This is a genomic window from Streptomyces sp. NPDC034037, assembly GCF_055575715.1.
Genome location: NZ_JBVISC010000002.1, coordinates 348,347 through 363,376 on the forward strand (window position 1 = coordinate 348,347; position 15,030 = coordinate 363,376).

The following is a 15,030-nucleotide window of genomic DNA, read 5'->3' on the forward strand; positions in this document are numbered from 1 at the left end:
CGGGTCTATCAGGGCCGGCTGCCGGCACGGGCGGGCAACCGGTGCACGGCGGGAGCTGATGGCCAGGTCAGTGTTGCCGAACCCCAGGTCAGCCCACCGCCGAAGGCGGACAGCAAGGTTCTTGACCCGGCCGCGACCTGTCTTCGTGACGCGATGTCGGCCAGGGCCAGCGGGATGGAGGCGGCGGCTGTGTTCCCGACGTGTGCAATGTTGCCGAAGCAATTGGACGAGACGATCCCGATACGCTCTGCCACGGCGTCCAAGATGCGCTGGTTGGCCTGATGCCCGACGAACGCCTCGACATCATCGGCGGCCCAGCATGACCGCGCCATCACGCGCTGCGAGGATTCGACGAGGTGACGGATAGCCAGGCTGTACACCTTCTTTCCCTGCATCTTGAAATACTGCTTCTGACCAGGATCCGTGGGATCCCACGGCCTGCGGGATCCACCGTCAGGAATACAGATGAGCTCCCCGCCCGAGCCGTCACTACCGAGGTCGGTGGCCAACAGCGCCCCGGCTTCACCGGGATCTCCGTCGCGGATCACGACCGCTCCAGCACCGTCGCCGAAGATGACAGCCGTATCCCGATCCCCCGGGTCGATGATCCGCGAATACGTTTCCGCCCCGACAAGCAGGATCCGTCGGCAAGAACCGGATCGGATGAGGGATGAGGCCAGGGCCAGTCCATAGACGAACCCCGAGCACACGGCCGACACATCGAGTGCGGGAATCTCTCCCAGTCCCAGCCGCCACGCCACCTCAGGCGCAGTGGCCGGGCAGCGGCGATCGGGAGTCGTGGTCGCCAGGAGTACAAGATCCGCCTGGAGGACACCGGAAGACTCCAACGCCGCCAGCCCGGCACCCACGGCGAGATCCGACGTGCTGATGTCGGCCTCTGCCCGTCGGCGGAACGAGATTCCCGTGCGACTGGATATCCAATCGGGCGAAGTGTCCAGACTGCGCGACAGGAACTCGTTGCTGATCTCTCGGGGCGGAAGGCAGCCGCCCCAACCGGTTATGACGGCAACAGATTTCATTTCATCCACCTTCGGATTCCTGATTCCGAGGCAGGCAGCCGATGGCAGCGCGACTGCACTCTTGATGTCCGGTGTGAACCTTGCGATGCGCAGTTCAGCCGGCACTGACACACCCCGCGGGAGGAAACCATCGCCGCGAGGGCTCCTGCGCCATTCGCCGGCCTCGCTCTGACTGCCGGACAGGACGGCGACAGCAAGGCCGCCCTGCACGCCACCCGAGAACCAGCGGGAACCCGCGGGCGGACCGCGTTGTTGCCCGCGCGGGATGCCGACAGACGGACGCGTCCTACGAGGTAGATGGCTGAGAGTCGCGCCGCCGGGCTGTTCTGCCTCTCTGCCCGGTGCTGGGTGGTGCCCCGGGCAGGGGTACAGGGGAGCACACCATTGCCTGTTGCACCGGCCTTCCGGGCGACCCGTTTCATGCCGGCGAGCGGAGGAGAGAAGAACGCGTAGTGCCGTGCCGTACTCGCGGTGCGCGAAGTCCGGCTCAGCTGTGACGGCAGGAACGCGGCTGCACCCACCCGGCACCACAGGCGCATACGGACAAGGCGGTCCGCAAGGATGTTCCGCCGGTGGCGAGCCGCCTCCCGCTGCCGCGAGTCACCGACGGAGGGCCGCCGCCCCGTCAGCAGACGCACCGCACACAGTCCGTCCGCGAGGGTGCGGGCGATCCTCAGGAGAAGACGCACTGCTGCAATTCCTCCTCCCATGCCTCGAACAGGACTGATATAGGGGGCAGCTCTGGCAGCTCTAATCAATCAGGTACAGAGCGCCAGGAGTACCTTCACGGCCGGGCAGTGCGTGAACGCGTTGAACGCGCAGCACACGGCTCCCGCACAGCGAGTGATCACACGTCGGCGGAATCCGGAGACCCGGCGTGCAGTGCGGACCGTTCACGGATCCGTGGTCGTTTCCATTCCGGGCATGGATCCGCTCAATCAAGCCGGGGCCGCCTGATGGCCACGGCGCACGGTTGTCCGGTGCGTACTGGCTCGAGTCCCCGGTACGCGGGTAGAACGACGACTGCGTGTGGTGTCGTCAGTTGCTGGGACTTGATGTCCGCGCTCAGCCTGCCAGCCCGAGTGAAGCACCGAAGAGACAGAGAAGCGCTCCTCTGCGCGCGCTGCACCTCGTACGACCTGTGATGGTCGCGCTCGCCGTCCTCACCATTGCCGCGGAGACTCTGCCAGTCGCGCTTGCCTGAAATCACGGGCGAAGTCCCTGAGTTGTCAAGGGGCCTGTCCACCTGAACTGCGTGCGGGCGAGCCGCCTGCTCAGCAAGGTAATCGCGTTTCGGAGCGTTGGATGAGACGTTCGTAGTCCCGCGGCGTGCCGGCAGGCATGCATCATCCAGGCATGCTCGTTCCGCGACCCAGCGGCGGGGCACCAAGATGAATCCGGAGGCGTCCTTGGGACGGCTGCATGCAGCACAGGTCCTGTCCCGAGGCGGCGATTGGTCGAAGGCGATGAACACCACCGCGGCTCCGCCGCGTTCGCGGGCCTGCGCGAGCGCAGCAGCTCGGTGAAGGCCGGACAGCCGTCCCTGTAGGCGCGGACCCCCGCGTCCAGGGCGCTGCCCACAGGCAGGGTGCCAGGTACCGGGCGAGATGGGGAAGCCCTGCTCGAGGTGGCGGCCACTGCGGGACTGCAGCACCACCCGGCCGGCCTCGGCACTCCAGGGCACGAAGGCCAGGGGCCATGCGACACCCCTAGTGGGGAAGTGTCGACCGGCTCACGACGCCCGGCAGGGTCCCGGTCACAGGGTGCGCCAGCGTGTTGGCGACACCCTCTTGCGGCGGTTGACGCCGCACGAGGCGTAGGTCGCCGGGTGGGTCAAGGAGGTGTGGCTCTGCGCGGAAGGATCGCGGCGGCCCGGGGAGCCTGGCTCGTCTTCGAGACGAAGCCGGATTCTTCATGATGCCGAAAGACCTGGGCACAGCGCGGCCGGACCCCGGTGGTGAGGGTCCGCGGCCGTTCCCGCAGACGGGTGTCCATCGCCGCAACGACCACTGGGAACTCGGCCATTGGTCCCGACTCATCTACCGGCCACACCGGGGACAACGGCCGCCGTGACGGACGTAAAGGCTTCTCCTGGCGCGACTACCGTGACCTGCTGATCGCCGCGCAGGGCAGGACACCTCAACGTACCGAGGAGGGCGGTCGAGACGATCACCGGTGAGGATGGCCAGGAGGTGGCGGTGAAGCCCGGGCATGGGTTGCCGACAACCGCCAACACGTCAACGCACTCACCCCCGGCCGACGGGCGGATCTTGGTGCGCTTGAGATGAGGTGGGCTGGTACCTCGGTTGGGTGAGCAGGTCGAGCAGGCCGGCCGGTCCGTGGGCGTGGTGGGTGAGGCGTTGTCGGATGGCGCCGGTTCCGCCGTTCTGGCTCTGGTGGGCGAGGTCGCGCAGGTGGTCGAGGTCCCCTGTTTCGGTGGCGGCGTCCTTGATGTGGGTGAAGAGCTGGTGCAGGCGCCGGGGTGCATGAGTCCGCTCGCCGGTGATGGGGTCGAGTGCGGGGCCGTCCAGTCCGTGGCGGGCCGCGGTCCACAGGGCTGCGGCGGCGGAGGTCTCGGACAGGTCGGGTGCGGGGCGGCCCTCGGCGATGTGGTGCAAGGCGGTGCGCACCAGCGCGCGGGTGAGGCCTGCTTGGAGGACGGCTTCGTCGGCGGTGCGGCAGACGTCGGCCACTCGGACTTCGACGGTGGGCAGGTGGTTGGACAGGCGTGCCAGCCAGTGGGCGTCGCTGGAGAGAGCGAGCAGGCCACCGCGGTGCAGTTCGGCCAGAGTGCGGTCGTAGTGGTCGGCGTCCTTGAACCGTGGGGGTACCCGGACGGCGGGCCAGCGGGACAGGCTGATGGTGCGCCAGCTGGCGTAGCTGGTGTCTTGGCCGTGGAGGAAGGGGGAGTTCGCGGACAGGGCCAGGAGGGTGGGCAGCCAGGGGCGAAGGTGGTTGAGGACGGCGGCGCCGGTGTCGCGGTCGGCGACGCCGATGTGTACGTGGCAGGAGCAGATCTCTTGGTCGGTGACGAGGGCGCCGTAGAGGGCGTGCATCGTGTCGTAGTGCTGGGTGTCGGTGACCGGCGAGCGAGGGGCTGTCGGTGGCAGGGGTGGGCTTGCGGTGGCCAGCAGGCGGGCGCCGGTGTGGGCGGCACTTGTGGCGAGGCGGATGCGGGCGGTGGCGAGGTGGTGGTGCAGCTCGGTCAGTGTGGTGCAGACGCCGGTCGCGGATTCGACCATGGTTTGCAGGAGTTCGGTCCGGGGCCCGGCGCCGGGAGTGCTGGGGCCGTAGTTGTGGCCCACCCGTGCGACGACTTGGGGGCCGTGGGGCGTGGCGGCGCCGGTTTCGGGGTGGGCGAGGAGGAATTCCTCCTCCACCCCCATCGTCGTGCCGTCAGCTGGGGTGTCGGTGGAGGGCACTGCGTCTCCTCGTTTCGAGGCTGCGGAAACGGGTGGGGGGCGTGTCGGCCACACGTCGCCGTCGGCCGGGGGCGTGTGGCCCGGGCCGGGGCAGGCGGAAGGCCGGGGCGGTCAAGGGGATGTGGGGCGGCGGTGGACGGCACCGCGGTGAAGGACGAAGGCGATGCGCCCGGTGGCGTGGATGTCGGTGAAGGGGTCACCGTCGAGGGCGATGAGGTCGGCTGCCGTCCCGGGGGCGATACGGCCGATGTCGTCGCGGCCGAGCAGGGCTGCTGCTTCCCCCGTCGCTGCACGGAGGGCGCGTAGCGGGGTGATCCCGGCGTCGACCATGGCGGGGAACTCTCGCCAGGTGTCCTCGTAGGGCACGACGCCGGCGTCGGTGCCGAACGCGATGCGTACCTGGCTGGCGCCGGGGTGACCGGCCCGCTCCCGCAGATCGGCGGTGTGCTTGCGGATCTTGTCGCGCAGTTCGGGTTCCTTGTCCTGCCAGTAGTCGTCGTTGTCGAGTTGCTCGGTGAGCAGGGCGGCGACGTAGCGGGTGGGGACCAGCCAGACCCCTCGCTCCGCGAGGAGGTCGAACGTCTCAGGGGTGGCCAGGTTGGCGTGCTCGACGGAACGCACTCCGGCTCGCACCGCGCGGCGGATGCCCCGGTCGGTCATGGCGTGCACGGCGCAAGGGCGCTGCATGTCTTCGGCACAGGCCACGAGAGCGTCCATCTCGGTCTGGGTGTAGGTGATCTGGGTGGGGTCGTCGCGGTCGGAGCTGAAGCCGCCGGTGGCGGAGAACTTCACCCAGTCCGCGCCGAGCCGTACCTCGACCCGTACCGCGCGGGTGATCTCCAGGGGGCCGTCGGCCAGGGTGCCGACCTCCACGCCGAAGCCGGCGGCCAGTTCACCGGACTTGTCCCCGTGGCCGCCGCGGCTGGACAGCATGTGCGGTGCGACGATCATGCGCGGTCCCGCCACGATGCCGTCCTGGACGGCTTGGCGCAGGTCGACGGTGACCGAATGGTCGGTGCAGCCGAGGTCTCGCACGGTGGTGAAACCGTGGTCCAGCAGGGTCCGGAGGGCGGGCAGCGCGCCGAGGGCCTGGCGACTGGGAGTGGTATGACTCAGGGCCGGATCCACGACGTGGACGTGGCAGTCGATGAACCCGGGCAGCAGCATGCGCGCCCCCAACTCGACCACCTCGCCCGCCGGTGCGTCCGCCAGGCGGCCGTCGCCCCTCGGCCCGACGTACGTGATGCTCCCGTCGCGCACGTGCACTTCGACAGGGCCTCCCGGCGTGGCGGAGACGCCGTCCCAGTGACGGCTCGCGCGCACCACGAGCGTTTCGACCTGCCCGTTCATCAGGGATGGTCCTCCCTTCGCACTGCCCGACCTCGTGGAATCTCAGATCTGCCGCGAGGGAATCGCCGACAGACAAAGTTATGGCAGGTTTTGCCATAACTGCACCTTTTCGAACCTGTGAGCGGCTTCGACTCGGTCCTCACACCGAAAAGAACAGAAAGATGGATAACCCCGTGGATATACGGTGTGCATCCGATCGATTACGCCAAGTGGCGGAAGGTGAGGGGAGGTGCGACGGTAGAGCCTTGCCTCGGCCTCCATCAAGTCGGCCGCCGGGAGTTCCACGCCTGACCGGGAGGACCCGCAATGCCTTCACCCACGGACACGACGGTCGTCGACGTCTCCCGAGGCAGGGAGCGGATCGACGCGCTGGACGCCCGGCTGATCGACCTGGTGCGGGAGCGAGCCCTGGTCTCGGCCGCGATCCGGTCCCACCGGGTTTCCGGCGGCGGTGTCCGCCTGGAGCTGGGCCGGGAGGCGCAGGTCATCGCCCCGTACGACCAAGCACTGGGTGAGGTGGGCAGGGAGCCGGCCTGCCGGGTCCCGCGCGCGAGCCGCGGTGGCGGCGGCCGGCTCGTCTCCACGGGGACCCGGCCGCACGGCCACCTGGGCCCGCCGAAACGTTCGCCGAGGCCGCGCTGAACGAGCGCCTCACCCGCACCTTCGACGTCCGCTTCCTGGGCTCCCGCCGCGCATCCGCACCCCCGCGATCCGCCCCTGCCACCGACTGACTCCCTACGGGCCTCACGAGCACGACGCTCCTGCCCCCCCCTGGCGACCCACCGCGACCAGCCACCACGGCCCCTACTCGACGCACGGCCCCGGCCGTACGTGACGCGCACACCCTCTCACCGTCCTGCGGGCCTCGCGCCCGCTCCACCCTCTACCGGCGGGACACCACCATGAACGACACCAACGCCACGCAGAATCCGCCCCTCCTGGTGGACGGTCACAGCCTCACCCTCGACGACGTCGCCTCTGTGGCAACACGGGGAGCAGCCTCCAGGAAGCGGCTGTCGGTGCCGGATGCCGCCGTGGAGCGCATGGGCGCCTCCTTGAAGCTGAAGCACGAACTCATCGATGAGGGCGCGGCCATCTATGGGGTCACCTCCGGGTTCGGGGACAGCAGCGGGGAGCGCATCGACCCGGCGCAGTCCGAAGATCTCCAGCGTCACCTCGTACGTTTCCTGGGCGCCGGCGTCGGGCCCACCGCTCCCGAGGACGTCACCCGCGCCACCATGCTGATCCGGGCCAACTGCCTGGCCCGCGGTCACTCCGCCGTACGCCCCGAACTCGTCCAGCTCCTCGTCGACTGCCTGAGCGCCGACATCCTGCCGCTCATCCCGGAGCGCGGGTCCGTCGGCGCCAGCGGCGACCTGGTCCCCCTCTCCTACCTCGCCCGCCTCCTGACCGGAGACGGCGAGGTGAGCCACGCGGACCGTCGCACCACGGCCGAGGAGGCCCTGCGGCAGGCAGGCCTCAGTCCGCTCGTCCTGGAGGCCAAGGAAGGGCTGGCGCTGCTCAACGGCACCTCCTTCATGTCCGGCTTCGCCGTCCTCGCTGTTCACCGCGCTGAGCAGATCGCCTTCGCCGCCGACCTGTGCACCGCCCTGACCAGCCAGCTACACCACGGGGAACCGGCCCACTTCGAGGACTTCCTCTTCGCGCAGAAGCCGCATGCCGGCACGCGCGCCGCCGCTGAGCGCATCCGCGGCCTCCTCGACGGTTCCCGTGCCCACGAGGCCGCCGAGGACGACGATGACGTCTCCCTGCAGGACCCGTACTCCATCCGCTGCGCCCCGCACGTCACCGGTGTCCTGGCCGACAGCCTCACCTGGGTCCGGGAGTGGCTGACCACGGAGATCAACTCCTCCAACGACAACCCCCTCTTCAACACCGAGCGCCGGGCGGCGGAGAACGGCGGCAACTTCTACGGCGGGCACGTCGGCCTCGCGATGGACGCGCTGAAGACGGCCGTCGCCAGTGTCGGCGACCTCCTGGACCGACAGCTGGAACTGGTCGTCGACGAGAAGTTCAACGGACTGACCCCCAACCTCGCCCCCCGCCCCGGCGGCGACGACGATCCCGAAGCCGGCCTGAACCACGGCTTCAAGGGCATGCAGATCACCGCCTCCGCCCTGGTCGCCGAAGCCCTGCAGAACACCATGCCCGCCACCTCGTTCTCCCGCTCCACCGAGGCCCACAACCAGGACAAGGTCAGCATGGGCACCATCGCCGCCCGCGACGCCCACACCGTCACCGGCCTCGTCCTGCACGTGACCGCGATCCACCTGCTCGCCCTGTGCCAGGCCGCCGACCTGCGCGGCCCCCACCTCCTCAGCCCCGCCACCCGGGCCGCCCACGACCTGATCCGCAGCCACTCGCCCTACCTCGACACCGACCGACCCCTCGCCCAGGACATCGAGACCGTCACTCAACTCATCGCCGACGGAACGCTGCACACCACCCTCACGCAACAGCATCAGGTCTGATCCCGACGCGTTCCCTGACACTGAACCTGGCGGGCACGGCGTAGCTCGGGCCCTGGGCAGGTCTTCCACCGGGCCTGGAGGCCCAGATCCGGCGCGGGAGGACGATGAAGCCCTTCGTACCGGGGTGCGGCGAACGACTTCGAGGTCGATGCCGAAGCGGGCGGCATGGCCGACGAGGTACTCGCAGTAGCCGCGGCCGGCCGTCCCTTTGCGGATGCTGACGTCGTCGGTTGCGAGCCGGTTGAGGAGGCGTCCGCCGACAACGGAGTCCTGGACGCCGGCGGCCGTGACCAGCACCGCCAGCATCAGGCCGGTGGTGTCGACGAGGATGCTCCGCTTGTGGCCGATGACCTTCTTCCCTGCCTCAGCGCCCTGTTCACGAGCCGGGGGATGGTGGTCGAGGACTTCCCGCTTTGTGCGTCGCTCACGAAGCCGGGCGGCTCTGTGGTGCGTCCCTCTTCCTCGCGGACCCGACGCCGCAGCAGTGCGTTGAGATGCTCGAAGATGCCGGTGCGAGCCACGCAGGGGATCGCGTCGAGCAGGTCACGCAGGTTGTGCAGGGGCCGGGGTGCCGATGTTGCGGCCGTGGCGGCCTTGTCGGTCCGCCACCATCCCCCGCGGCACCGGCAACACCGAGACGAGCCGTCGAAACGTGGCATGAGCGATTTCCAGGAGATAGAAGCACTCCCGGTCTGTGGTGCCCTCGATGGGATAGGCCTGCCACGGTGCGGCGTCCGCGGATAGAGATGAGGTCGTCGGACCGTGGAGCAGTAGTTGGGAATCCTCCCCCCTGCGCCCCGCCCGGGACCGAGAGACGCATGGCGTGCCGACTCAGTGTGAAGTGAGGATCCAGTTGCCAGGCGGGCTGCCCGCGCGTGCCGGTAGCGCGATAGGTGAGGCGCGGGGGCACGCGATAGGTGAGGCGCGGGGGCATAGGTCGAGCAGATCTTGATGCCACGCAACGAACTGATCCTGCTCCACGGCGCCTTCGAGCTGAACGCGGGCAGCAATAGCAGCCTGGTGGCAGGATTGTTTTTGGATGCGCCACAGGACCTGGTCCAGTGCTGACATGGGGTTGTCCCGTCGGGCGAAGTCGGTCCCTTTGCTGGGCATGCCGCCTCCTTGGCAAGTGCGATCCGTCGCTTGTTCCGCACAGGCACTTCGTCCTGGGACACGAAAGCCCATGTAGGGGCCTGCTCAAATCAACCAGGTGCCGGGCGTTCCGGGTACCTTCACGTCCCGGGCAGCGCGTGAACGCGTTGAACGTTCAGCCCACGGATTACCGCACCGCCGGTGAGCCGGGTCGACAGAACACGGAGACCATGAACGCGTTGCGGAACATGCATTTCGTAGTGACTTATGAACCCCTTCCCTCCGACTCCGGAGCACTGCCCGTACCAGCAGCATGCGAACGAAGGCAAGACCCAGACGCAAGCTCGAAGCGTGTCGTTCTAGCGGCCCGGATATAGGGGGGTCATAACGGCGTACGCGGGCGCCTCTGAACGCCGCCTCACTTACTTGCGTGCTTCGTGCGCCCCCTCGCCTGGGGTTGATTTCCGGTGCAGCGGCGAGTGCTCTGGAACGCAGACGGCCGCAGGCTCAACCGGGGGCTCCCTCTCAAGGGGCAGCAGTCCATTCGTTGCAGAACCATCGATCGCTCACCAACGACATTCACCAGGCTGCCCGGCGCCCCCGCGGCGTTGCACGGCCTCCAGTTGCCTTGCGGCCGTCTCGTTCTGTCACATGGCACACGCCGGTGACCGGTCCTACCCGAAGGAAGGCATGTCATGGCCCAGCGCACCCATCCCCGCACCGGGGTCACCAAGTTCGCAGGAAATATCATCGACGAGGCCAAAGATTTGGCCGACGACGTCCTGGATCGGGCAAGGGACCTCGAGTATGACCTGCGCAAGGCACTGAGCAAGAGCGTGAAGCCAGAGAAGGACCACCGCGCAACGCCCATAACCGACAACGGTGAACTGCGTCGACTGCAGCGTGAGTTGAGCGAACTGCAGACGAAGCTCTCCCTTCTCACCTCCACCGTGGAGCAGCAGGACCAGACGGATTCCAGCAGTTCGGCACGTTCCAAGCAGTCCTCCACCGGTCGCTGAGGGCTCGGGGGACCTTGGATGACACGATTGCCGGCCGCAGCAGGCACGCCGGAGTGAATGCTGTACCTCCAGTGCGATGGCGTTCTCTACGATGCTGCTGAAAGGCGCCGTGTGCGGCTGGACGCGGGCGCCTTCACCCGTGGACAGGTTCTCTTCCTGATCCGGTCGTCAAACGCTTCAATCGGCCCTCTCCGAGCCGGGCCCCACTGGTAGCTCCAACCGGGGATGACCCATCCCGCTGCCCCGGTCGGCAGGCAGGGCCCCGAACGTCCTGCCTGCCCAAAAGAGCACCTTCACTTCTCCGCTTTCCTGCCTTACCCCCTCATTCTGCTGGGCTGCCGCATGCGTCTCGCAGCCTGCCTCTGCCTTCGTAGGAGCAGTCCATGAGCCATGGTCAACAACGCGCTCGGCAGGTCGCAGGGACCCTCACTCGCCTCGTGGGGCGTGAGATCAGCCGCACAATCCGGGCCACTCGCCTCGAAGCCGAGGGTGTGGCGGCCGGCCGGTCCTCGGCCGTGCGTCAGACGATGGAGGACCTGGGCCCCTTCTACATCAAAGTAGGGCAGATACTCTCCACCAGGTCGGATTTTATGCCGCCCGCGATGCTCGAGGAATTCCAGAAACTCCACGACAGGGTTACGGTCAGCCCGTTCATAAACTTCGAGGGGGTTCTGGCCGCGGAGCTTGGACCGCACTGGCCGTCGACGTTCCGCGACATCGACACCAGCGCTCCTCTGGGAGCCGCGTCACTGGCACAGGTTTACCATGCCGTTCTGGCCGATGGCACGCCCGTGGCAGTTAAAATCCAGCGGCCAGGTGTCCGGAGCGTCGTCCAGGCGGACATGGCTCTGTTAGGGAGAATCGCCCGGTTCGCCGGTCGCCTCGCCCCGCGCTTCAGGGCGGTGATCGATGTCGACGCCATGCTCAAAGTGATCTTCGACGCGATGCGACCCGAACTCGACTTCGTCCTCGAAGCCCGGAACATGGAGATGGCCCGCAACGTCGCCGAGGATTTCAAGCATGTCGCTGTCCCCGAGGTTCTGTCTGCGACTCCTCGCGTCCTCATCCAAACCCTTGCACCGGGCTGTTCCATACGTGAGGCGAATCCAGCCGACTTCAGCACGCAAGAGCGCATCGACATCGGCACTGACCTTCTCGCCTTCATGTACCGGGGCTACTTCATCGAACGCTTCTTCCACGCCGACCCCCACCCAGGCAATGTCTTCGTCCACCCGGGAAGTCCCGCCCACCTCATCGACTGGGGCATGGTCGGCCGCATCGACCGCCCCTTGAGCCAAAACATCGTGCGCGTTCTGCTCTGCCTTGCACAAAACGATGGAGCCGGTGTGACCCGGGCCTGGGTCGAGATGGGCCACCCCACCCCCTGGTCACGCATACCGGACTTCGGCGACGACATGGCGGCATTGGTCCCACAAGTCGCAACTCGCTCCCTGGAGGAACTCAACTTCGGCCTCACCCTCGGGACCGTGTTGGAGTGCTCCACCCGGCGCGGCATCAAGACGAGCCCCATGGTATCCATCCTGGGAAAATCCTTCGCCAACATCGAAGGCTCCATCCGCCACTTGTGCCCCGAGCTCTCCGTCATCGATGTCTTCGAGGAACAACTCCGTGCCATCGTCTTCAACATCGCTGCGGAATTCCTTTCCGAAACACAGGCAGCACGCACCCTGCTGGAAGCGATCACCGGCAGCGCCCAAGTTCCCGCACAGGCACGCAGCATCGTACGCGACCTCGCCGACCGGGACCTCAGCCTCAACATCAATCAAGGCGTGGTCAAAGAGGACAGCCTGAACGCGCTGCTCGGCACCATGAAGCGCGATGTTGTGCTGACGGCCGGCGCGCTGGTGTTATGGCGCCGCCTGCGGGGACGTTGACGCGCCACACGGTCATACCTCCAGGCGTCGCCGCAGGCAGGGGTGCGCCCTGACCGGCCCAGGTAACGCAGGCCAAAGGCCGTACTGGAACGGGCTGCGTACCATGCACGGCCAGCTGAGCTCGAGCTACCCATCGGGCATGCACCTCACGTGAGCCGGAGGGGACGCATATGTTCTATCGCCCGCACGGGCTGGTGTTCTGGCTGGCCCTGACGACCTTGCTGTTCATCATCGCCATAGCGCCGGTGGAGTTCGGCCACACCATCATCGCCATTCTTCACGCCATAAAACAGTTCTTCACCGGTCTGCAAACTTTGCTTCAGACACTCGCGTCAAGTCCCTGACCCATGGTGCTGGACTGGTGCTGGACCATGCACGCCCCATTCATTTGACAGACAGAAGGTCTGGTGAGAAACGTGCGGACCCTGCTGTTGTTCTGCGCAGTGATCGCGGCGGCCCTCTTCAGCGTCTCGTGCGCCATTCCGTCGGCGCCACCGCCACCCGCCCCAGAGCACGGACACATTCCGCCTCCAGCTCAAGCCCCGTCATCCGGCCCGCGGTCGGCAGTACCACCCTTCGTGGTCCTGATTCCCCTACCGGTCCAATCCGCCCCATCAGGCAAGGCGCCATCCAGGCCCGGGCCCACAGCCGCGTCACCAGCGGAGAGCACCACCTCATCAGGCCCGCCACAGGAAACCGAAGAGCCAACTTCACCGGGGCCTACGAGCTCCCCGCCGCCCCCGACCTCGTCGCCGGGAAGTGAGCCGCCGTCCAATCCAGGCACTACGGAACCGTCCTGCCCCACACGGTCCACGACCAGCCCGCCACCCTCGGTCGACCATCACTGTTCCGTGCCGCCGTCTGCCCTTCCCGGTGCTCCGCCGAATGATCTCGGTGACCCCAGCAACAAATGGACTCCGACCAAGCCCTGACCATCCGGGGCAGAGTTTCCCGCCATCGTCAAAACAACCCGCTGCCTGCCCCGCAACAGCCCCACCCTGCACTGCGGGCTGCACGCGCCCACCCGCCAGACACCGTGAAGTTCCCCGGCCCCGTACGAACGCCGCCCCCCTTGCGGAGGAGCCATGGCACGCTGCGAGCCCAACCCTCACTTAACCGCCCTACTGGCCGAGGCCCACTGGAGCGCCGCCGAACTGGCACGGGCCGTCAACGCCCTGGGCTCAGCACAGGGCCTGCACCTACGCTATGACCGTACCGCCGTCGCCCATTGGCTGACCGGGTCCCGGCCCCGCCCACCCGTCCCTGATCTGGTGGCATCTGCGCTCAGCCGGCGCTGCAACCGCCTCTTCACCGCTCAAGACACCGGCCTGGAACAGCCAGCGCAGGCTCAAAGCCCCGAAATAGACCTGTCCTGCGAAGAGGGGCACGCCATGCAGCGTCTTTCCGTCCTGTGCCAGGCGGAGGCTGACCCCACTCGCCGGGCCTTCGTCGTCGGCTGTCTCTACAACCTCAGCACTGCCTCCGGTTCCTTTGCCTGGTCTCCGGCCCACGTCTCCCCCGCGCCGCTGACCACCGGCCGTCCTCCCACACCCGCCGACGTGCAGATCCAGCAGGAGATGGTCCGTCTTTTCGCGGACCTCATCGAACGCTATGGGGGTGCTCACGCCCGCACTGCCCTGCGCGCCTACCTCGCCGACAACGCCGGCCACTTGTTCAGCGCAGCTGCCCCGCCCCCGCTCCGCCGCCAGTTGTACGCCGCCGCTGCCCAACTCACCCATCTTCTCGCCCGTATGACGATGGACGCGGGATCTCCAGGGCTGGCACAGCGGTACTACATCACCTCGCTCGAACTCGCCCGCGAAGCCAGTGACCGTAACCTCTACGCCATCACCCTGCGCACCATGAGCCTCCAAGCACACACCCTGGGGCACCCCCAGCAAGCCCGCCGCATCGCCGAAGCCGCCGTAGCCGCCGCCGGCTCCCACCCTCCGCCAGCCACCCATGCCTTCCTCCTCAGCCAGCGCGCCCTCACCCACGCCTGCCAGCACCACCATCGCGCCGCTCTGACCGACCTCGCCGCCGCCGAGAAACAACTCGCCCGCGCCAGCAGTCAGTCTGACCCCTTCAGCCACTACCCGCAGGCCGGCCTCGACTATCAGCGCGCCCAAATACTGCTCGCCCTCGGCGACAACGTCGAAGCCACCCACGCCCTGCGCAGCGCCGTACAAACCCGCAGCACCACCCAGCGCCGCACCAGCGCGCTCACCCACGCCAGACTCGCCGAAACCCTACTGCGCACCGGACAACTCGAAGCCTCCCTCCCCCACTGGCGCGCGTTCCTCGACCGCTACGCCTACCTCCACTCCGCGCCCGTCGCCCAAGCTCTCACCGACCTACGCGGCGCTCTTCTCCCCCACCAGCACCATGCCGCCGTCGCCGCCCTCCTGCACAAGGCCCGTACTCTCACCCACACAACCAAACTCGACCTGAGCAGCCAACCGCCCTACCGTCATCCCTGACGTGACCGCGGGCCAGGCCGCTGCATCCGTCTGGTCCAACCGGCCCAGCAGGCCCGATGCGGGCTTGCCGTTTTCACTGAACGAGGGTCATGGGGTGGCCACCACGCCCTCGCCGACGACGGTGACCACGAGACCGTCCCGTGTGAGCGGGCCCGGGCCGTCTTCCCCGACGCGCTCGTGCAGGGTTGGCGGTGGCGCGTCGAGAGCTGCAGTGATGCCGTCCGGGTTCGCGATTGCGGG

The 15,030-nt window shown here is 67.8% G+C and carries 9 protein-coding genes and 1 pseudogene; 7 read left to right on the forward strand and 3 right to left on the reverse strand.

Going from position 1 to position 15,030, the window contains the following annotated elements; all coding sequences use genetic code 11:
- Positions 1–8: 8 nt before the first annotated feature.
- A complete protein-coding gene (locus ACZ516_RS07325) occupies positions 9–1,145 on the reverse strand; it encodes a beta-ketoacyl-ACP synthase III (RefSeq protein WP_469009005.1) in 1,137 nt (378 codons plus the stop codon).
- Positions 1,146–2,838: 1,693 nt separating this feature from the next.
- Between ACZ516_RS07325 and ACZ516_RS07330 the strand changes: the two are divergent.
- Positions 2,839–3,165 (forward strand): annotated as a pseudogene (locus ACZ516_RS07330) (IS630 family transposase); the annotation flags it as partial.
- A gap of 121 nt (positions 3,166–3,286) precedes the next feature.
- Here the strand turns inward: ACZ516_RS07330 and ACZ516_RS07335 are convergent.
- Both ACZ516_RS07335 and ACZ516_RS07340 read right to left on the reverse strand, forming a co-directional pair.
- Positions 3,287–4,462, reverse strand: coding sequence for a carboxylate-amine ligase (locus ACZ516_RS07335; RefSeq protein ID WP_469009007.1), 1,176 nt, complete (start codon positions 4,460–4,462; stop codon positions 3,287–3,289).
- 111 nt (positions 4,463–4,573) lie between these two features.
- Complete coding sequence (locus ACZ516_RS07340) at positions 4,574–5,812, reverse strand: metal-dependent hydrolase family protein (protein WP_468748831.1); 1,239 nt, start codon at positions 5,810–5,812, stop codon at positions 4,574–4,576.
- A 306-nt stretch (positions 5,813–6,118) separates the two neighbouring features.
- Between ACZ516_RS07340 and ACZ516_RS07345 the strand changes: the two genes are divergently transcribed.
- The 6 genes from ACZ516_RS07345 to ACZ516_RS07370 all read left to right on the forward strand — a co-directional run bounded on the left by ACZ516_RS07345 (position 6,119) and on the right by ACZ516_RS07370 (position 14,790).
- Positions 6,119–6,454 (forward strand): chorismate mutase family protein, encoded by a 336-nt coding sequence (locus ACZ516_RS07345; RefSeq protein ID WP_468748832.1) that lies wholly within the window; start codon positions 6,119–6,121, stop codon positions 6,452–6,454.
- A 260-nt stretch (positions 6,455–6,714) separates the two neighbouring features.
- Entirely contained in the window at positions 6,715–8,304 is a 1,590-nt protein-coding gene (locus ACZ516_RS07350) for an HAL/PAL/TAL family ammonia-lyase (protein ID WP_468748833.1), read from the forward strand.
- A 1,787-nt stretch (positions 8,305–10,091) separates the two neighbouring features.
- The gene (locus ACZ516_RS07355) at positions 10,092–10,415 is read left to right on the forward strand and encodes a hypothetical protein (protein WP_468748835.1); all 324 of its coding nucleotides are present in this window, start codon (positions 10,092–10,094) and stop codon (positions 10,413–10,415) included.
- A gap of 383 nt (positions 10,416–10,798) precedes the next feature.
- Positions 10,799–12,310, forward strand: a complete 1,512-nt coding sequence (locus tag ACZ516_RS07360) for an ABC1 kinase family protein (RefSeq protein WP_469009008.1) — start codon at positions 10,799–10,801, stop codon at positions 12,308–12,310.
- Positions 12,311–12,480: 170 nt separating this feature from the next.
- On the forward strand, positions 12,481–12,654 hold the full coding sequence (locus ACZ516_RS07365; protein ID WP_468748837.1) for a hypothetical protein: 174 nt from the start codon (positions 12,481–12,483) through the stop codon (positions 12,652–12,654).
- Positions 12,655–13,581: 927 nt separating this feature from the next.
- Positions 13,582–14,790 carry a hypothetical protein gene (locus tag ACZ516_RS07370; RefSeq protein WP_469009009.1) on the forward strand — a complete coding sequence of 403 codons (1,209 nt, stop codon included), beginning with the start codon at positions 13,582–13,584 and terminating at the stop codon, positions 14,788–14,790.
- The last annotated feature ends 240 nt before the right edge of the window (positions 14,791–15,030 follow it).

What these genes read in the sequence shown, in the direction of transcription:
- ACZ516_RS07340 (WP_468748831.1), bottom strand. Translation starts at nt 5,812, where the DNA reads ATGAACGGGCAGGTCGAAACGCTCGTGGTGCGCGCGAGCCGTCACTGG.
- ACZ516_RS07365 (WP_468748837.1), top strand. Translation starts at nt 12,481, where the DNA reads ATGTTCTATCGCCCGCACGGGCTGGTGTTCTGGCTGGCCCTGACGACC.
- ACZ516_RS07350 (WP_468748833.1), top strand. Translation starts at nt 6,715, where the DNA reads ATGAACGACACCAACGCCACGCAGAATCCGCCCCTCCTGGTGGACGGT.
- ACZ516_RS07360 (WP_469009008.1), top strand. Translation starts at nt 10,799, where the DNA reads ATGAGCCATGGTCAACAACGCGCTCGGCAGGTCGCAGGGACCCTCACT.
- ACZ516_RS07345 (WP_468748832.1), top strand. Translation starts at nt 6,119, where the DNA reads ATGCCTTCACCCACGGACACGACGGTCGTCGACGTCTCCCGAGGCAGG.
- ACZ516_RS07355 (WP_468748835.1), top strand. Translation starts at nt 10,092, where the DNA reads ATGGCCCAGCGCACCCATCCCCGCACCGGGGTCACCAAGTTCGCAGGA.